The organism is Mycobacterium sp. ABE4_509, assembly GCF_056160785.1.
Window position 1 is genome coordinate 1 of the sequence record NZ_JBSWXU010000119.1, and the last position, 16,988, is coordinate 16,988.

The following is a 16,988-nucleotide window of genomic DNA, read 5'->3' on the forward strand; positions in this document are numbered from 1 at the left end:
GCGCTGCACCGTGCCGCAGGTCTGGTCGCGGCCACCGAGGCGCCGAGGGTTCGGGTGCGCCAGGCCTGGGTGTCGGCAGAGCTGGCGATGGTGTGCGGGGACGGCCGGGCCGCGGTGGACCACGCCGGCGCCGCCACCGAACTCGCCCACGACCTCGGGTCGGTACGGCACAGCGTCAAGTCCCTCGTGGTGCTTGCCGCCGCGAGGTGCTGCCACGGCGAGCCGGGCAGTGCGCGACACGCGGCCGACGACGCACTGCGCGAAGCCGGGCGACACGGCCTGGTCCCGCTGCAGTGGGCGGCGGCCTGCCTGCTCGCCGACATCGGCAGCGCGGAGCACTCACCAGCCGAGATCACCGGAATCCGGGACCGGTGTGCGTCGATCGTGACCAGATGGGGCGGCGTGTGGCGTCGGCAGTAACCCGATTGCACCGAGGACGGTCGTTATTGTTTAGCTGAGCCACGCCACGGGGTGCGGCTCCTGCCCAACGCAGAACCACCTCCCCCAACGGGATGTGTCCCGCACGTAACGCTGGAGATATCGGCCACGATGACAATTTCGGGAGAACGTCTCGATGCTGTCGTTGCGCAAGCGGTGGCCGGCGATCGAAACGCCCTCCAGGAAGTGCTGGCGACCATCCGCCCCATCGTTGTCCGGTATTGCCGGGCTCGCGTGGGGGCCACGGAACGCAGCGGTCTGTCAGCAGATGACGTTGCTCAGGAGGTGTGCTTGGCCGCCATCACGGCGCTGCCGCGCTACAAAGATCAGGGACGACCGTTCCTGGCCTTTGTCTACGGCATCGCTGCTCACAAGGTTGCCGACGCGCATCGCGCGGCCTCACGAAACCGGGCCGACCCGATGGACGTGGTGCCGGAGCGCTCGTCCGGCGAAGCGAGCCCCGAGCAGCTGGCGCTCGATTCGGAGTCGTCGGCGCGGATGGCCGCCCTGTTGCAGGTGCTGCCCGAAAAGCAGCGCGAGATCCTCATTCTTCGCGTCGTCGTCGGAATGAGCGCCGAGGAGACCGCCGAGACCGTCGGCAGCACCCCCGGCGCGGTGCGGGTGGCCCAGCACCGCGCACTGGCCAAGCTGAAGAACGAAATCATGGCGACGGGGCGTGATCATGCCTGATTTCGGACGCTGGAACGACAACGGCGGTGATCCGTCGTTGAACGAAATCAACCGCAGCGACCAGTTCCTCGACGCGCTGGCCGCACGGGAACCGGTGTACGCCACCGACCGCGGCGAGGCCGAGCTGGCCAACCTGCTGGCCGGGTGGCGCGACGATGTGCGCGAAACCCCGGTGTCGGCGCTGGTGACCCCTCAGCAGGCCGCCGACGCGCTCGACCGGTCCGCGTCGGCGGGCCGGCGCCGCCGGCGCTCGCTGGCAGTGGTCGGCTCCACGGCTGCCGCGGTGCTGTGCCTGGGCGGTTTCGGCGCGATCGTCGCCGGTTCCGGCCCCGGTGACGCCCTCTACGGACTGCGCACCATGCTGTTCGGCGAGCAGGCCGCCCCGCGTGAGGATGCGGTGATCCTGGCCGCGCAGACCGAGATGGCCGAGGTGCAGCAGCTCATCGAGCAGGGTGACTGGCAGGCTGCGCAGGACAAGCTACAGGCGGTCAGCACGCAGGTCCAGAGCGTCGACGACGTCACCGCGAAAACGGACCTGATCAATCAGTGGAACGACCTGAGCGCCAAGGTGGGCACCCGCGACCCCAACTTCACCCTTCCTCCGGTCGTCGCCGGCGAGCCCGCGCCGGCGCTCCCGCCGGGTGTGACGCTGTTGGAGTTGCCGCCGCAGGTCGCCAACCCGATCGGCAGCGCCCGTTCGGAGCTGGCCGAGGTGCAGCAGTTCATCGAGCAGGGCGACTGGGAGCAGGCTCAGCAGATCCTCGAGCAGCTCCAGGGTCAGGTTCGAAGCGCCGGCGAAAACGTCCCGGGGACGAACCTGATCGAGCAGTGGAACGACCTGCGTGCCAAGGTCGGAGCGCGTGACCCGCAGTTCACCCTGCCTTCGGTGCTGCCCGGCGAGCCCGCGCCGGTGCTCCCGCCGGGTGTGACGTTGCTGGAGGTGCCGTCGCCGGTCGTGACCCCGCCGGGGACGACCAGCGGCGCCGCGACCAGCAGCGCCGCCGAAACCACCGCAACCCAGACGTCCACCCCGTCGGCGTCGCCGACCAGCCCGTCGCCGGGCGCGTCGTCGACGTCCGCGCCGACCACCGAGTCGCCGACACCGTCGTCGACATCGGTGACCAGCCCGTCGCCGAGCACCCCCACCGTGGCGTCCACCACCGCGGCGACATCCCCGGCCGCGGCGGCCGAATCCGCCCCGGAGTCGACATCACCGGCGGTGGCGCCGAGCGCGTCGGCGTCCTCCCCGGAGCAGGTCACCACCGCCGCCCCGGCGACGACCGCGCCGGAGCCGACCACCACGGCTGCGCAGACTCCGGAGAGCACGGTGGTGACGACCACGGCGGTGCCGACCACGACGACGACCACGATCCCGGTTGCTCCGGTGGTGCCGGAAGAACCGAGCTGATCAGGGAAGAAATTCAGCTCTCAGCGATAGCCGTCAGCGATAGCCGTCTGAGTCCGAGGTGGCCTCGTTGAGCGAGGCGTCGGCGTAACCCCGGCAGTAGTCCCAGGTGACGTAGGTGTCGGGTTCGGGGTCGAAGGCGGGTTCATGCGGGCGTACCGTGCCGTCGACGAGCAGCTGCAGCAGGTTCGCCCGCAGCATGTCCCAGTCGTGGTAGTGATCCTGCTGGCATTCGTCACAGCAGACGACCAGACCGCGAACTCCTTTGTGCGCCAACAGCGCTTCATAGACGGCGAGATCAGCCAGATCGGCCTCGACCGCGATGCGTTCCTGCGCGTCCAGTGGTTGCCCCGGCTCCAGGGCGTCCAGTGCCGCCGACGGGTCGCTCGGGTCATCGGCGAACGGGTCGGGCGGCAGTCCTGGTGGCAGGTGGTCTCGCACGGTTTCCAGACTACGCAGGCCCCCTGTCATCGCGCCAGCGCTCCGGCGGCACGCCGCGGCGAACTCAAACGGCCATCCGTGGTGGCGATCCGGATGCCGATAGGATGTGGTCTTCAGGGCGGGCTTCTCGCCTGGCTGCATCTGTTTTTACTGGAGGCCTCAGTCATGTCGATCGCCGAAAGCAGCGTCCCGATCGCCGTCCCGGTGCCCACCGGCGGAGACGACCCCACCAAGGTCGCGATGCTCGGGCTGACCTTCGACGATGTGCTGCTGTTGCCGGCGGCCTCGGATGTGATTCCGGCCACCGCCGACACGTCGAGCCAGCTGACCCGCAAGATCCGGTTGAAGGTGCCGCTGGTCAGCTCCGCGATGGACAGCGTGACCGAGGCGCGGATGGCCATCGCGATGGCCCGCGCCGGCGGGATGGGTGTGCTGCACCGCAACCTGCCGGTCGCTGAGCAGGCCGGGGCGGTCGAGACCGTCAAGCGCTCCGAGGCCGGCATGGTGACCGATCCGGTGACCTGCTCACCGGACAACACACTGGCCGAAGTCGACGCCATGTGTGCGCGCTTCCGCATCTCCGGTTTGCCGGTGGTGGATGCGCAGGGTTCGCTCGTGGGAATCATCACCAATCGCGACATGCGCTTCGAGGTCGACCAGTCCAAGCCGGTGTCGGAGGTGATGACCAAGGCCCCGCTGATCACCGCCCAGGAGGGGGTGTCGGCAGAAGCCGCGCTTGGCCTGTTGCGCCGCAACAAGATCGAGAAGCTGCCGATCGTCGACGGTCACGGCAAGCTGACCGGGCTGATCACCGTCAAGGACTTCGTCAAGACCGAGCAGTTCCCGCTGGCCACCAAGGACAGCGACGGACGGCTGCTGGTCGGCGCAGCGGTCGGCGTCGGCGAGGACGCGTGGACCCGCGCGATGACGCTGGCCGACGCCGGAGCCGACGTGCTCGTGGTGGACACCGCGCACGCCCACAACCGCGGGGTGCTCGACATGGTGCACCGACTCAAGGCGGTGATCGGCGACCGGGTCGAGGTGGTCGGCGGCAACGTGGCCACCCGGGCGGCGGCGGCTGCGCTGGTCGACGCCGGCGCCGACGCCGTCAAGGTCGGTGTGGGACCCGGCTCGATCTGCACCACCCGGGTGGTCGCCGGGGTGGGCGCACCGCAGATCACCGCGATCCTGGAGGCCGTCGCCGCGTGTGCGCCGCACGGTGTCCCGGTGATCGCCGACGGCGGGCTGCAGTACTCCGGCGACATCGCCAAGGCGCTGGCCGCCGGGGCGTCGACCGCCATGCTGGGCTCACTGCTGGCCGGCACCGCCGAATCGCCCGGCGACCTGATCCTGGTCAACGGCAAGCAGTTCAAGGGCTATCGCGGCATGGGTTCGCTCGGCGCCATGCAGGGCCGGTCCAGCAGCAGCGGCACCGGCGCCCGGGTGTCGTACTCCAAGGACCGCTACTTCCAGGACGACGTCCTGTCCGAGGACAAGCTGGTGCCCGAGGGCATCGAGGGCCGGGTGCCCTACCGCGGGCCGTTGTCGACGGTGATCCACCAACTCACCGGCGGGCTGCGGGCCGCGATGGGCTACACCGGGGCCGCGACGATCGAGCAGCTTCAGCAGGCCCAGTTCGTGCAGATCACCGCGGCCGGGCTCAAGGAAAGCCACCCCCACGACATCACGATGACCGTGGAAGCCCCCAACTACACCACCCGCTGAGGGGATCCACGCAGATGCGCGACATGGTCGAGATCGGGATGGGCCGCACGGCCCGCCGCACCTACGAACTCCACGACATCAACATCGTGCCGTCCCGGCGCACCCGCTCGTCGAAAGACGTGTCGACGGCCTGGCAGCTCGATGCCTACCGGTTCGACATCCCGGTCGTCGCTCATCCCACCGACGCGTTGGTCAGTGTGGAGTTCGCGATCGAGCTCGGCCGCCTGGGCGGCCTGGGGGTGCTCAACGGCGAGGGTCTGATCGGCCGGCACGCCGACGTGGAGGCCCGCATCCAAGAGGTCGTCGAGGCTGCCGAGAAGGAGCCCGACCCGACTGCTTCGGTCCGGCTGCTTCAGCAGTTGCATTCCGCGCCACTGGATCCCGAGCTGCTCGGCGCCGCGGTGTCCCGGATCCGCGAGGCGGGCATCACGACCGCGGTGCGGGTCAGTCCGCAGAACGCGCGCGCGCTGACGCCGGCGTTGGTGGCCGCCGGACTCGACCTGCTGGTCATCCAGGGCACCATCATCTCGGCCGAGCGGGTCGCCTCTGACGGTGAGCCGTTGAACCTCAAGACGTTCATCTCCGAACTCGACGTTCCGGTGGTGGCCGGCGGGGTGCTCGACCACCGCACCGCGCTGCACCTGATGCGCACCGGCGCCGCCGGTGTGATCGTCGGCTACGGCTCCACCTCCGGGGTGACGACGTCCGACGAGGTCCTCGGCATCAGCGTGCCGATGGCCACCGCGATCGCCGACGCCGCCGCCGCGCGGCGCGAATACCTCGATGAGACCGGTGGACGGTACGTGCACGTGCTCGCCGACGGCGACATCCACACCTCCGGCGATCTGGCCAAGGCGATCGCCTGCGGCGCCGACGCCGTGTTGCTCGGGACACCGCTGGCATCGGCGGCCGAGGCCCTCGGCGGCGGGTGGTTCTGGCCGGCCGCGGCCGCGCATCCGTCGTTGCCGCGCGGCGCACTGCTGCAGATCGCCGCCGGCGAGCGTCCGTCGCTCGAACAGGTGCTCACCGGGCCGTCAGATGATCCGTTCGGTTCGCTGAATCTGGTCGGCGGGTTGCGGAGGTCGATGGCCAAGGCCGGCTACTGCGATCTCAAGGAGTTCCAGAAGGTCGGTCTCACCGTCGGGAACTGATCCGACGCCCCGTCTCGCGCGCCGAACGTGAAGGTGGCTTCACGCTGGGCGGCGCCGGCCAGATCCTTGTGCCCGTGCGGCGCGTACCCGGCGTTTGATGTCGTCGGGCCGGTTGTCGGCGAGCACCCGCACGATGATCCACCCCCGCCGCTGGGCGAACTCGGAGCGTTTCACGTCCCAGCTGTACTGAGATCTACTGGTGCGGTGCTGCTCCCCGTCGTACTCGACGGCGGCCATCAGCTCGGGCCAGCCCATGTCGAGGTAGGCCACCGTCGAGCCGGTTTCTCCGAGGACGGGGATCTGGGTCTGCGGAGCGGGCAACCCGTCGTCGATCAGGGTCAGCCGCAGGTAGGTCTCCTGCGGGGACTGCGCGCCGCCGTCGCTGGAGGCCAGCACCCTGCGGGCCTGTGCGATTCCGCGACGGCCCGGGTATCGCGCGATCAACGCTTCGACGTCGGCCACGTCCAGGCCGGCGGCGGCGATCAGGGCGTCGACACCGGCGGTGGCTTCCAGCCTCGGGTGCCAACAACCCAGGTCCAGCGCGGTCCGGGCGGCAGTGGTCACCGGCAGCCCGTCGATCATCTGGATTTCGTCGTCGCGGGCGCGGTCGCCACGAACGTGCAGCCCGACCATGCGGTGACGGTTGTCGTGGATCAGCTCCACGGGCGCATCCGCGTCGACCCACCTGCTTCCGTGCACTGCCGATGCCGAGCGCCCGGCGACGACGGCCTTGCGGCCGGACCACAGCCATCCCGCATGCGCCCGGGTCACCGCGGTGATCTCGGCGTCGACGTGGACATAGACGTCGCGGAAGATGCGCCGATGGTTGGGCTGCAGTTCACTCCACGACATTCCGGCCGACTGCCTCGCTGCCGATGAACGGTGCTCCCATGGGCAGAGTCTGGCGAGGGGCACCGACACGACGGCGGGGTGCGAGCTCTCGGTGGCGTCGGGTGGCGGGCATGACCGGGCCGACCGAGCTCTACTTTACAAATTAGGCTTCCCTGTCTAGAAATCTACCCGCCGGTAGGTTCATACTGGTCCGATGCAGCCTGACTACGACGTCGTGATCATCGGTTCCGGATTCGGCGGCAGCGTGAGCGCACTGCGGCTCACCGAAAAGGGCTACCGGGTGCTGGTGCTCGAAGCCGGGCGGCGCTATGGCGACCAGGACTTCGCCAAGACCTCGTGGAACCTGCGCAAATTCCTGTGGGCCCCGGCGCTGGGCATGTTCGGGATCCAGCGCATCCACCTGCTGCGCAACGTGATGATCCTGGCCGGTGCGGGCGTCGGTGGTGGGTCGCTGAACTACGCCAACACCCTGTATGTGCCACCCGAGCAGTTCTTCACCGACCCCCAGTGGCGCGACATCACCGACTGGCGCGCCGAGCTGATGCCGCACTACGACCAGGCCCAGCGAATGCTCGGCGTGGTGCCCAACCCGACGTTCACCGACGCCGACCGCATCATGAAAGAGGTCGCCGATGACATGGGTGTCGGCGACACCTGGGTGCCGACGCCGGTGGGTGTGTTCTTCGGTGCCGACGGTCACAAGACCCCGGGCAAGACGGTGCCGGACCCGTACTTCGGTGGGGCCGGGCCGGAACGCACCGGCTGTATCGAATGTGGCTCCTGCATGACCGGCTGCCGGTACGGCGCCAAGAACACGCTGCTGAAGAACTACCTCGGGCTCGCGGAGAAGGCCGGCGCCCAGGTGCGTCCGATGAGCACCGTCACCGATTTCCGGCAGCGGCCCGATGAGCTGTGGGAAGTCCGCACAGCGCGCACCGGCAGCAGGCTGCGGCGACACCGGCAGACGTTCACCGCAACGCACGTGGTGCTGGCAGCCGGCACTTACGGCACTCAGCGGCTGCTGTTCAAGATGCGCGACACCGGCCGGCTGCCGCGGCTCTCGGACCGTCTCGGCGTGCTCACCCGGACCAACTCGGAGTCGATCGTCGGCGCGGGGCGCCTCGAAGTGTCCCCGGACATGGACCTGACCCATGGTGTGGCCATCACTTCCTCGATCCACCCCGCCGCCGACACCCACATCGAGCCGGTGCGTTACGGCAAGGGCTCCAACGCGATGGGGTTGTTGCAGACGCTGATGACCGACGGCGCCGGCCCCGAGGGCACCGACGTGCCCCGATGGAAGCAGCTGCTCCAGACCGCCGCTGCGGACCCGAAGGGCATGCTGCGCATGCTCAACCCGCGGCGGTGGAGTGAGCGCACGGTTATCGCGCTGGTGATGCAGCACCTGGACAACTCGATCACCACCTTCACCCGCAAGACCAAGCTGGGCATCCGGATGCTCGACAGCAGGCAGGGACACGGCGAACCCAACCCGTCCTGGATCCCGGCGGGCAACGAGGTGACCCGGCGGATCGCCGCGAAGATCGACGGGGTCGCCGGAGGGACCTGGGGCGAATTGTTCAACATCCCGCTGACCGCCCACTTCCTCGGCGGCGCGGCGATCGGTGACAGCCCCGAACACGGCGTGATCGACCCATACCACCGGGTGTACGGCTATCCGACGCTGTCGGTGACCGACGGTGCCGCCATTTCGGCGAATCTCGGTGTCAACCCGTCGCTTTCGATCACCGCACAGGCCGAGCGCGCCGCGTCGCTGTGGCCGAACAAGGGTGAGCAGGATCCGCGCCCCGCCCAGGGGGAGGCCTACCGGCGGCTGGCTCCGGTCGATCCGGCTCATCCGGTGGTTCCGGCCGGCGCCCCGGCGGCGCTGCGCTGGATCCCGATCGAGCCGGTCAACTCGGCCGGGTAGCGTTCCGCCCACGCGCGGCGTGGATCAGTCAACATTTTGCGCACCGGCTGCGGTGGCGGCCATCGGTTGCCGCCACTGTCCTAGCTAACTTCGGTGGGCAGTGGCAACCGTGTCCCGTTCCGGTGCGTACGAGCAGATTGTCTTCGCCGGACCCCCTGACAAGGGATTTCTGCAACTGCGCTGCGCTTTCCGTCGCGAACCCCGGATGCGTGCGCTTAAATAACGCGAGGGACATGACACTTGGCGACATATGTCAATCGTTTGGGGGGTGGGGGATGTCGCCCGAAGCGGTTCAGGTGCCGAATCCGGTGCGGGTCGCGGTCGTCGACGACCACGACGTCGTGCGCGCCGGAATCGAAGCGTGGTGCGCCGATGCCGACCCGCCGATCGAGGTCGTCGGGAGTTTCGTCCGGCCGGAGCAGTACCTCACGGCGTACCCGCCGCCGGCCGAGGGCGTCGATGTCGTCCTGCTCGATCTGCAACCCGATGGCCACTGTCCAGACCTCGAGACGCTGAAGAAACTTGCCGACGGCGACCAACGGGTCATCGTCTACTCGCGGGTCGCCGGCGACGAAGTCATTCTTGCCTGCCTGGAGTTGGGTGCTCTCACCTACCTGGTGAAATCGGAAGGCAAGCGGCACCTCATCGAAGCGATCTATTCGGCGCATACCGGCACAGCGTATGTGGGACCACGGATGGGCAAGGCGATGCTCAACGACACCCGGGTGGGGCGCATCAATCTCTCCGAACGCGAAAAGCAGGTACTGGTGGCCTGGTTTCAGACGGAGAGCAAAGACCTAGTGGGCAAGCGTCTGTTCATTGCGCCGACGACGGTGCGCACACACCTTCAGCGCGCCCGCGCCAAGTACGCCAGTGTCGGGAGGCCGGCCCCGACCAAGTCAGCGCTGCTCGCGAGGGCCATCGAGGACGGGATTCTGAGCCTGAGTGATGTCTAGCGCGCCGAATTTCACTGGACAGTGCTTCGCCCAATCCTGGAGCAAACAGCTAACTTTCACCCCATCAGCGGTGAAGCAGCGACGAGCGACCGATTCGGCGTCGCACTCGACCGAGCCTGCCGGCGATCGATCCCTGTGCCGAGCTCTCTTGTCGACGTGGAAGATTCGTCCGTTCGGCGTACGGCTCGAACTACTTCCGGGTGTTACGGTCGAACCCGTCTTTGGGGGGCTCTAAGTGCATGAACCGTCTTCGACGGGTGGGTTCACCGTGGCTGCAATTCGCGCTCGTGTGGTGACTGAAAGGTATCGGGGGATGGCTACGAAGAATTCGACGTCGCTTCAACAGGGGGGACCGTCGGGAGGGAAGCACCCGCTCCGGCGGGCGTCGGTCCGTGCCGCGCTGATGGCCGGGGTTGCCTCGGTCGGGATCGCCGCCGCCGTGCCCCATGGGGTCACTGTGCCGAACGACATTCGCGCCGAGGCCTCGATGGTCGCTGCCGCCGACGCCCCTCGCGTCTCCACTCAGGAAGTGCAGTTAGCGGCCTACGTGCCGGTCGTTTACGAAGTCGGGTCGCTTGCGCTGAGCGTCATCAACGCGGTCGACTCGTTGCTCACGGCCGGCGTCGACCTCACCATCGCGGTCACGAGCCGGGTTCCTCTGGTGTCCGCACTCGCTCCTCAGATCAGCTACGTGTACTTCTGTGTGGCAAGGTCATTCGTGTACTACCCGCTCGCTGGGGCGGCCCATTTCGCAACAACGTTGAATCCGTTCGAACTCGTCGACATCGGTGTCTACATCGCCGACCGATTGACCCATTTCGTTCGTTTCGAGATCGACTACTTCGCCAACCTGCCGCGCTACCTGCTCGGTTTCCAGTTCCTGCCCGGTGATCTGCGGCCGCCACCACTGAGCTTCGGAGCGCCGACGATCCTGGCGAGCTCGACCAGTGAACTGACGACGGCCGCGGGGCTCGAGGCCGGCCCCGGCACCGAACGCGTGGGAGACGAGGCTGCCGACGCGGCTGCCACGGGAGAAGAGGCGGAGAGCGGCGCCGAGGAGTCGGCCGAGGTGGGAGACGAGGCCGTGACCACCGTGGAAGCGGTCGAGGCTGAGGTCGTCGAGGGTGAGGTCGTCGAGGGTGAGGTGGTGGACACCGAGGTCGTCGTGGGCGAGGTGGTGGACACCGAGGTCGTCGAGGGCGCGGTGTTGGACGCCGAGGTGGTCGAATCCGATGTCGAGACCGACGTGGTCGACGTCGATGACGAGACCGAGCTGGCCGACGACGAGGCCGAAACGCTGGAATCGATCGAACCTCAGGACGAGGGTGCCGCCGACGAGGGCGCCGAATCCGACGACGCGACGGACGCGAACGCCGACGGATCCGAGCCAACCGGCGTCGGGTCCGTCTCCGCGCCGGACGATGACGACACCGAGAGTGCGGCGGCGGAGTCTGCTGAGGGCGGCGACGGGGCGAGTGACACCGAGTGATCCCACGGCGCCGGCCGGCAGGGGATCGTGGATCGACCGGGCTGCCCACTAAACTGTCCGGGTGGAGTCAGCAGCCCCCCGCCCCGTATTGGTCGTCGACTTCGGTGCGCAGTACGCGCAGCTGATCGCGCGGCGTGTCCGTGAGGCCCGGGTGTTCTCGGAGGTCATCCCGCACACCGCCAGTGTCGAGGAGATCAAGGCGAGGAATCCACGCGCCGTCGTGCTCTCGGGCGGTCCGGCCAGCGTCTATGCCGACGGAGCGCCCCAGCTGGATCCCAAACTGTTCGACATCGACGTTCCGGTGTTCGGGATCTGCTACGGCTTCCAGGCCATGGCCCAGGCCCTGGGCGGCACCGTGGCGCACACCGGAACCAGCGAGTACGGCAGGACCGATCTCAAAGTCACTGGCGGTCAACTTCATTCCGACCTCCCTGCCACCCAGCCGGTGTGGATGAGCCACGGCGACGCGGTGACGGCAGCGCCGGCCGGGTTCGAGGTGGTGGCGACCAGCGCCGGCGCTCCGGTGGCGGCCTTCGAAGACCGGCAGCGCCGGCTTGCCGGGGTGCAGTACCACCCCGAGGTCATGCACAGCCCACACGGTCAGCAGGTGCTGAGCCGGTTCCTGCACGAATTCGCCGGGGTCGACGCCACCTGGACGCCGGCCAACATCGCCGACGCGCTGGTCGAGCAAGTCCGTGCCCAGATCGGCGACGGCCGGGCGATCTGCGGACTGTCCGGCGGGGTGGACTCCGCGGTCGCGGCCGCGCTGGTGCAGCGGGCCATCGGCGACCGCCTGACCTGTGTGTTCGTCGACCACGGGCTGCTGCGTGCCGGGGAACGGGCCCAGGTGCAGCGCGACTTCGTCGCCGCGACCGGCGCCAAGCTGGTCACCGTCGACGTCGCGGACCGTTTCCTCGAGGCGCTCGGTGGCGTGACCAACCCCGAGGGCAAGCGCAAGATCATCGGGCGGGAGTTCATCAGGGCTTTCGAGGGTGCGGTGCGCGACGCGCTGGAGGACCAGAACGGCTCCGAGGTCCCCGTGGAGTTCCTGGTGCAGGGCACCCTGTACCCGGATGTGGTGGAGTCCGGCGGCGGGTCGGGTACAGCCAACATCAAGAGCCACCACAACGTCGGCGGACTGCCCGCCGACCTGAAATTCGCTCTGGTCGAACCGCTGCGGCTGCTGTTCAAGGACGAGGTGCGCGCGGTCGGCCGGGAGCTGGGGTTGCCCGAGGACATCGTTGCGCGGCAACCGTTCCCGGGACCCGGTCTGGGAATCCGCATCGTCGGTGAGGTCACCGCCGAACGCCTGGACACGCTGCGTCGTGCCGACGCCATCGCCCGTGAGGAGCTCACCTCGGCAGGTCTCGACCGCCAGATCTGGCAGTGCCCGGTGGTTCTGCTCGCCGATGTCCGGTCGGTGGGTGTGCAGGGTGACGGCCGCACCTACGGCCACCCCATCGTGCTGCGCCCGGTGTCCAGCGAGGACGCGATGACAGCGGACTGGACGCGAGTCCCCTACGAAGTGCTGGAACGCATTTCGACACGGATCACCAACGAGGTGCGTGAAGTGAACCGGGTGGTGCTGGACATCACCAGCAAGCCGCCGGGCACCATCGAGTGGGAGTAGGCGCTCAATCCTCGGTGGTGGGATCCGGGGTGTGTTCGATCGCTTCGGCGAGGATGGCCGCGACCGTCGACTCGACCGTCGTCTCGATCGAATGCGCCAGCGTGGCGGTCACTTCCGAGACCGCCCGGGTGCGGAACCGCACCAGCATGGTGATCAGTTCGGCGACTTCGGTGTCGGGCGGCAGCTCTTTGCCCGGGTTGAGCCGGTCGCCGATGTGCTCGACTCCCGCTGTCACCAGGATGGCGCTGATCTGATCGACCAGCGGGGTGATCTGCTCGTGCAGGTCGATCAGTTTGTCGGCGGCCACCCCGTACTCGCGGATCTCGTTGATTGCCTCGATCAGCTTGGGGCGCATGATGATGGCCTCGTGGCTGTCGTCTTCGAGTTTGATCACGCCCAGCCCGACCAGCCGGTCGAAACCGGCGTCGTCGTCGAACAATTGCCTGGCCGCGGTTGTCGACATCCGCTCGGGTTTCTCGCTGGCCCAGCTCCCGGCGATCGCCGACTCCAGGCCCAGCATGTCGCCGACCTTCTTGCCCTGCTCCCAAGCCGAGAGCATCTCGTTGACGTGGGTGAGGTTGTATCCGCGGTCGAGCAGTGAGGTGATCAGCCGCAGCCGGGTCAGGTGGGTGTCGTTGAACAGTGCGATCCGACCCACCCGCAGTGGCGGGTGCAGCAGTCCGCGGTCACGGTAGACCCGGATGTTGCGTGTGGTGGTGCCGGCCAGCCGGGCCAGATCGTCGATGCGGTATTCGCCGGAGGCGGCCACACCGTGCGGCTGCACCGCGGCGTCGAAGAGCTGCGACACGGCCGACTCGACCACGTCGCGCGAACCGCGGCGGATCCGGCGCAGGATGCTCGGGATCGGCCCGGCGGGGCGGGGGGAATGGGGCTCGGACACGTCAAGCCATGTCAGGCGGTCGAGGTGACCGCCCGTGGGCGCGCGTCGCGGGCCACCGGTTGGTAGTCGGTGAAGCGGAACTGGCTCATCTGTCGAAGATACTGCGTTGCGAAGCCCGGGTACATCGACGCGTTGTACCCGTCGGGCGTCAGGTACCAGCTGGAGCAGCCCGACATCCAGGTGGTCGGGGCCAGGCGGCGTTGCATCCGGTCGTTGTAGCGGCGTTGGACGTCTGCGCGTACGTCGAGGTAGCGCAGGTTCTGCCGCAGGATGGTGGTGATGCCGGTGACGGCGTAGGCGATCTGGCCCTCGACGTAGGCCAGCAGTGAGTTGTGCCCCGGGCCGGAGTTCGGCCCGGTCATGAAGAACAGGTTGGGGAAGCCGCTGACGTTGATGCTCTTGTAGGCCTCGGCGTGACCCGACCACTGTTGCTGCAGTGACCGCCCGTCCAGTCCGGTCACCGGGAAGGGCGGCCCGGTCAGGTGCACGTCGTAGCCGGTGGCGAACACGATGGCGTCCAGGTGGTGCTCGACGCCGTCGCTGGTGCGGATTCCCGCCGGGCTGAGGGTGGCGATCGGCCAGTCGATCAACTTGCAGTTGTCGCGTTGCAGCGCCGGGTAGTAGTCGCTGGAGATCAGCATCCGTTTGCACCCCGGGGTGAAATCGGGGGTCAGCTGGCGGCGCAGCCAGGGATCGTGGACCGCGCGGCGCAGGTGTGCCTTGCCCAGCTGGGCGACGAGTCCGCTCATCGGGGTCTCCCACACCAGTGCGGCCGCACTGGCCTCGTGGCCCCAGTACAGCAGCCGGCGGGCGAGTTCCTGGGCGGCAGGGACTCTGGTGAACAGAGCTTTGACGGCCCCGGGGACTGTCGGGTCCATCCGCGGCAGCACCCAGCCCGGGGTGCGTTGGAAGACCTTGACGAATTCGGCGGTCTTGACCAGCTCCGGAACGATCTGCACGGCGCTGGCCCCGGTGCCGATGACGGCCACCCGCTTACCGGTGAAGTCGTAGTGGTGATCCCAGGCTGCGCTGTGCATCGTGTGGCCCCGATAGCTGTCGATGCCGCGGATGTCGGGGAGCTTGTGGTCGGTCAGCGGCCCGGAGGCCAGCACCACGGTGCGGGCCCGCAACCGCTTGCGTGTCTTGGTGCGGGCCGTCCAGACGCCGGTTTCGTCGTCGAAGCTCAGGCCGGTGATGTCGGTGCCGAACTCGATCAGCGGGCGCAGCCCGAACCGGTCGGTGATGTCCTCGAGGTGGGCGCAGATCTCGGCTCCGGACGGGTAGGTGCGTGACCAGTCGGGGTTCTTGGCGAACGAGAACGAGTACAGCAGCGACGGGATGTCGCAGGCGATGCCGGGGTAGGTGTTGTCCCGCCAGGTTCCGCCGACCCGGTCACTGCGTTCGGCGACGATGACATCGTCGACACCCGCGTCGCGCAGCTTGATCGCCGCACCCAGCCCGGTGAAGCCGGCGCCGACGATCAGGGTGTCGTGGATGTGGGTGGCGGCCGCCATCGCCTCAGGCCGCCGGCTCGTGGGTGAGTTCCTTGAACCAGCTGGGTATCGGTCGCAGCAGGGCCTTGGGGTAGAAGTCGGACACCCACACCATCGAGTTGGCCAGCAGGTGATAGGGATGTCGGGGGTTGACGACCATCGATGCGTGCTTGCGGAGCACCCGGTAGGTGGGGACCCGGTGGCTGTGTTCGCCACGTTCGCCGAGTGTGCGGAAGCGTTTGACGGCGTTGTAGAGCCGCTCGGGTTCCAGGCCCATTCCGACGATCTCGTTGCGGATCCGGTTGAGCAGCGGGATGTACATCACCGCGCCGATGATGAGGCCCGGGGTGGCGACGTTGCCGACGAACTCGATGGCCAGCCGCCGCGCGTCGGCGTGGCCGATCATGTCGAGAACGTCGAAATCGACGGCGATGTGGCGGGATTCGTCGTTGTTGATCTTCTCGAACACCTGATGGCAGACCGGGTCGTCGACCTCTTCGAGCAGGAATTTGAGCAGTGCGCCGTCGAGGGCGACCTCGAGCATCGGGATCACGGTGCCCAGGATCGACAGCGACATGTCGTCGGCATAGGTGTCCAGCCAGTCCATCGCCAGTCGGATGTTGACGTTCGGTTCGGGCATCTCGACCCGCCCGTCTCCCGTCGCTTCGCTCGCCTCGGTGTCGAGCATCCCCCACCGCTTCATCAGCGCCAGTTCGGCGTTGGCGTGGCGTTGTTCCTCGGCGTGGAAGTAGCGGTAGATCTCGGCGATCACCGGGGTGGGGGCCTTCTTGGCCAGCGCGGCGAACCCGCGTGCACCGATGTTCTCGATCCAGCACAGATCGGCCATGAAGGCCTTGAGCTTGGGGCGCTGTTCGTCGGTGATCAGTTCGGCGCCGGGCGCGGTCCAGTCGATGTCGGCCAGCGCCCACTGGCGGTCCTTGATCTTGGCCAGCATGACATCCATGTCGATCGCCATGGCTTCTCCTAGGTGATGGGACGGGCACCGGCGTTTCATGGATACAACAACCAATGGTGACATTTGTCAATGGCAGTTTTCTGGCGCTCCCTGCCCGCGCGGCGGCTCCGGGGACGGGCGGTGTTCTGGTTGACGGTTGTCGCCGGGCCGGTGTTTACTGACGGTATCGAACATACATTCGAACACCGGATGTGAGTCGCGTGATCCGAATGGTGAGGAAGGTGCTGCTGTGGCGACGGCGAAAAGCCTGAATCTCTGTCCGGTCACACGCGCTGAACAGGTAGAACAGTTGCGTCGGCAGATTGCGTCGATGTCCGGGAAGGCCACCGCAAAGGCGTCTGCCGGACGTCGGCCGGTTGCGCCGACGGCCGGCTCCACAGGATCTCCGATGGAGCATGATTCTTTGCTGCCGGGGCCGGAAACGCTGTCTGAACTGCTGCCCGGTTCGTTGCCCCGCGGAACTGTCGCGGTGCTTTCGGGCGCCAGGTCGCTGGAGGTGAGTCTGGTTGCGGCGGTCACCGCCGACGGGGGGAACGCCGCGATCATCGGTCAGCCCGACCTCGGACTGCTGGCCGCGGTCGAGATGGGGGCGGACCTGAGCAGGATCGCGGTCATCCCGCACCCGGGGGCCGACCCGGTCGAGGTGGCTGCGGTCCTGATGGACGGAATGGACCTGGTGGTACTCGGCCTCGGGGGTCGCACCGTGCCGGCGAGCCGGGCCCGGGCGCTGGTGGCACGGGCGCGTCAGCGGGAGTGCACACTGCTCGTCACGGATGGGGACTGGCAGGGCGCCTCGGCCCGGCTGGAAGCCCGGGTCAGCGGCTACGAGATCGCCGGTGGGCAGGACGGGGCCCCGATGCCGGGGCGCGGCCGGATCAGCCGGGTGCGGCTGGCCATGCACGCCCGGGGCC

The 16,988-nt window shown here is 68.2% G+C and carries 13 protein-coding genes and 2 pseudogenes; 10 read left to right on the top strand and 5 right to left on the bottom strand.

Annotated features, from left to right (window positions below; genetic code table 11):
- The 3 genes and pseudogenes from ACXAID_RS21180 to ACXAID_RS21190 all read left to right on the top strand — a co-directional run.
- Window positions 1–420: pseudogene (locus ACXAID_RS21180) on the top strand (hypothetical protein); the annotation flags it as partial.
- Between the two features lie 129 nt (window positions 421–549).
- Window positions 550–1,128 (top strand): sigma-70 family RNA polymerase sigma factor, encoded by a 579-nt coding sequence (locus tag ACXAID_RS21185; protein WP_475024170.1) that lies wholly within the window; start codon window positions 550–552, stop codon window positions 1,126–1,128.
- Window positions 1,121–2,536 (top strand): anti-sigma-D factor RsdA, encoded by a 1,416-nt coding sequence (locus tag ACXAID_RS21190; RefSeq protein WP_475024171.1) that lies wholly within the window; start codon window positions 1,121–1,123, stop codon window positions 2,534–2,536. The genes ACXAID_RS21185 and ACXAID_RS21190 overlap by 8 nt, the downstream gene beginning before the upstream one ends.
- Before the next feature lie 33 nt (window positions 2,537–2,569).
- Here ACXAID_RS21190 and ACXAID_RS21195 read toward each other — a convergent pair whose 3' ends face one another.
- Window positions 2,570–2,974, bottom strand: coding sequence for a DUF5319 domain-containing protein (locus ACXAID_RS21195; RefSeq protein ID WP_475024172.1), 405 nt, complete (start codon window positions 2,972–2,974; stop codon window positions 2,570–2,572).
- Between the two features lie 165 nt (window positions 2,975–3,139).
- Here ACXAID_RS21195 and guaB point away from each other — a divergent pair, with 165 nt between their 5' ends.
- Entirely contained in the window at window positions 3,140–4,699 is a 1,560-nt protein-coding gene (gene guaB, locus ACXAID_RS21200; RefSeq protein ID WP_475024173.1) for an IMP dehydrogenase, read from the top strand.
- Window positions 4,700–4,722: 23 nt separating this feature from the next.
- The gene (locus tag ACXAID_RS21205) at window positions 4,723–5,850 is read left to right on the top strand and encodes a GuaB3 family IMP dehydrogenase-related protein (protein WP_475024182.1); all 1,128 of its coding nucleotides are present in this window, start codon (window positions 4,723–4,725) and stop codon (window positions 5,848–5,850) included.
- A 39-nt stretch (window positions 5,851–5,889) separates the two neighbouring features.
- Here ACXAID_RS21205 and ACXAID_RS21210 read toward each other — a convergent pair.
- Window positions 5,890–6,742, bottom strand: a pseudogene (locus tag ACXAID_RS21210) (hypothetical protein).
- 153 nt (window positions 6,743–6,895) lie between these two features.
- On the opposite strand from ACXAID_RS21210, the gene ACXAID_RS21215 reads away from it, so the two are divergent.
- The 4 genes from ACXAID_RS21215 to guaA all read left to right on the top strand — a co-directional run bounded on the left by ACXAID_RS21215 (window position 6,896) and on the right by guaA (window position 12,707).
- Window positions 6,896–8,632 carry a GMC oxidoreductase gene (locus tag ACXAID_RS21215; protein ID WP_475024174.1) on the top strand — a complete coding sequence of 579 codons (1,737 nt, stop codon included), beginning with the start codon at window positions 6,896–6,898 and terminating at the stop codon, window positions 8,630–8,632.
- A 275-nt stretch (window positions 8,633–8,907) separates the two neighbouring features.
- On the top strand, window positions 8,908–9,588 hold the full coding sequence (locus tag ACXAID_RS21220; RefSeq protein WP_475024175.1) for a DNA-binding response regulator: 681 nt from the start codon (window positions 8,908–8,910) through the stop codon (window positions 9,586–9,588).
- Between the two features lie 457 nt (window positions 9,589–10,045).
- Window positions 10,046–11,077 (top strand): hypothetical protein, encoded by a 1,032-nt coding sequence (locus tag ACXAID_RS21225; protein WP_475024176.1) that lies wholly within the window; start codon window positions 10,046–10,048, stop codon window positions 11,075–11,077.
- 61 nt (window positions 11,078–11,138) lie between these two features.
- Window positions 11,139–12,707, top strand: a complete 1,569-nt coding sequence (gene guaA, locus ACXAID_RS21230; protein ID WP_475024177.1) for a glutamine-hydrolyzing GMP synthase — start codon at window positions 11,139–11,141, stop codon at window positions 12,705–12,707.
- Between the two features lie 4 nt (window positions 12,708–12,711).
- Here guaA and ACXAID_RS21235 read toward each other — a convergent pair whose 3' ends face one another.
- The 3 genes from ACXAID_RS21235 to ACXAID_RS21245 are packed head-to-tail and all read right to left on the bottom strand — an operon-like array spanning window position 12,712 to window position 16,077.
- Entirely contained in the window at window positions 12,712–13,608 is an 897-nt protein-coding gene (locus tag ACXAID_RS21235) for a MerR family transcriptional regulator (protein ID WP_475024178.1), read from the bottom strand.
- A gap of 11 nt (window positions 13,609–13,619) precedes the next feature.
- Window positions 13,620–15,122 carry a flavin-containing monooxygenase gene (locus ACXAID_RS21240; protein ID WP_475024179.1) on the bottom strand — a complete coding sequence of 501 codons (1,503 nt, stop codon included), beginning with the start codon at window positions 15,120–15,122 and terminating at the stop codon, window positions 13,620–13,622.
- Window positions 15,123–15,126: 4 nt separating this feature from the next.
- Window positions 15,127–16,077, bottom strand: a complete 951-nt coding sequence (locus ACXAID_RS21245; protein ID WP_475024180.1) for a ferritin-like domain-containing protein — start codon at window positions 16,075–16,077, stop codon at window positions 15,127–15,129.
- Between the two features lie 229 nt (window positions 16,078–16,306).
- Between ACXAID_RS21245 and ACXAID_RS21250 the strand changes: the two genes are divergently transcribed.
- A partial coding sequence (locus tag ACXAID_RS21250; protein WP_475024181.1) for a hypothetical protein occupies window positions 16,307–16,988 on the top strand: 682 nt, incomplete at its 3' end.

Coding starts and splice junctions, on each gene's coding strand:
- ACXAID_RS21220 (WP_475024175.1), top strand. CDS start 8,908: ATGTCGCCCGAAGCGGTTCAGGTGCCGAATCCGGTGCGGGTCGCGGTC.
- ACXAID_RS21190 (WP_475024171.1), top strand. CDS start 1,121: ATGCCTGATTTCGGACGCTGGAACGACAACGGCGGTGATCCGTCGTTG.
- ACXAID_RS21205 (WP_475024182.1), top strand. CDS start 4,723: ATGGTCGAGATCGGGATGGGCCGCACGGCCCGCCGCACCTACGAACTC.
- guaB (WP_475024173.1), top strand. CDS start 3,140: ATGTCGATCGCCGAAAGCAGCGTCCCGATCGCCGTCCCGGTGCCCACC.
- ACXAID_RS21185 (WP_475024170.1), top strand. CDS start 550: ATGACAATTTCGGGAGAACGTCTCGATGCTGTCGTTGCGCAAGCGGTG.
- ACXAID_RS21215 (WP_475024174.1), top strand. CDS start 6,896: ATGCAGCCTGACTACGACGTCGTGATCATCGGTTCCGGATTCGGCGGC.
- ACXAID_RS21240 (WP_475024179.1), bottom strand. CDS start 15,122: ATGGCGGCCGCCACCCACATCCACGACACCCTGATCGTCGGCGCCGGC.
- ACXAID_RS21245 (WP_475024180.1), bottom strand. CDS start 16,077: ATGGCGATCGACATGGATGTCATGCTGGCCAAGATCAAGGACCGCCAG.